Below are 1,467 nucleotides of genomic sequence, written 5' to 3'. Positions count from 1 at the left end.
CGAGGCCAGCCTGCAAGACCGGCTGGTGTCCGTGGGCGAGTACTACGCGCGCAAGACGGCGCTCGAACAGCAGGGCATCGACGCCGAGATCGCACGCCAGCGGCAGCTGCTTGTCGCACAGAATGTGATCACGCGCGACCCGAAGAGCTCCGAGTCCGAGCGCATCCGCGCACGCGGTGAGGTGCAGCGCATCGAGGCCGAGCTGATCGTGCTCAACAACAGGCGCGCCGACGTCGAGCGCGCCAACGCCCGCGAGGCGGCGCGCGCAGAGCGCGAACTGGCCGACGCGCTGGAAGACGCGCGCCTGAAGCTCGCGCAGATCACCGGCACCGAAACCGACGCCGACCGGCGTGCCGCCATCGAGCGCTCCTACCGCGACCTCAAGGCGCGGCTGGCCGCCGAAGGCCAGGACAGCAGCCTCATCGACAGGCTGATCGACGTCGAGTCCGCCAGCCGCAACCTCGACGCGCTGCAGGCACGGTGGCGTCAGGCGCTCGACGCCATGCGCCAGGCGCAGGACAACGCCAACGTGATGCGCGACGCCGGCGTGCTGACCCAGGCCCAGGCGCAGCAGCGCATCACGCAAGCCGCCGCCGAGGCGAAGGAGGCCATGGAGCAGCTGCTGCCGGCACTCGAGGCGGCGATGCAGCGGCTGTTCCCGCCCGACGAAGTCTCCAGGCGCATGCAGGCGCTGCGCGCCGAGATCCTCAAGACGCAGCCGGTGGTCGAGAACCTCGGCACGAAGATCGCCGGCCAGGTGCAGGATGCCTTCGCCGCCATGTTCGAGCAGATCGGCGCTGGCGCCAAGACCGCCAGGGATGCCTTCCTCGACTTCGCGCGCTCGGTGATCGCGGCCATCAACCGCATCGCGGCACAGAAGCTCGCCGAGGTGCTGTTCGGCGGCGGCAAGGGCGGCTTCGACCTCGCCGCGCTGGTGTCGTCCGGGCTGAAGGCGATCGGTTTCGCATCGGGCGGCTATGTGAGTGGCCCCGGCACGTCGACCTCAGACTCGATCCCGGCGCGCCTGTCGGCGGGCGAGTACGTCGTGCGCGCCGAAGCCGTGCGGCGCTTCGGCGTGGCCTTCCTCGACGCGATCAACGGGCTGCGCGTGCCGCCTACATGGTCTGGCGCACGGCTGGCATTTGCCGCCGGCGGCGTGGTGCCCCAAGTGCCAGCTCGGGACGGCGGCAGCAGCGCCGTGCGCATCGTCAACGTCATCGACCCAGCGATGGCCGCGGACTATCTCAACTCCAGCGCCGGCGAGCGTGTAGTGCTCAACGTCCTCTCGCGCAACGCCGGCGCCGTCAGGCAGATCCTGATGTGATCGACTCGGGCGACATCAAATGACCGCTTATATCGGCTTCGTGGACAACGCCGACATGCTCGCGCACTACAAGATGCTCGAGAAGATCCGCGACGTGTGCCTGGCCGAGGGCTGGACGATCCTGCGCTACGACACGTCGGTGG

Annotated in this window: 1 pseudogene; it reads left to right on the top strand. The window is 69.4% G+C overall.

The features are described from left to right. A pseudogene (locus MOJ79_RS18815) lies at positions 1-1,324 on the top strand (tape measure protein); the annotation flags it as partial. Between the last annotated feature and the right edge of the window lie 143 nt (positions 1,325-1,467).

The sequence above is a fragment of the Calidifontimicrobium sp. SYSU G02091 genome (assembly GCF_022631395.1).
GTDB lineage: Bacteria > Pseudomonadota > Gammaproteobacteria > Burkholderiales > Burkholderiaceae_C > Calidifontimicrobium > Calidifontimicrobium sediminis.
Note: the sequence above shows the minus strand (reverse complement) of the source record. Positions and strands in the feature narration are given on the sequence as shown.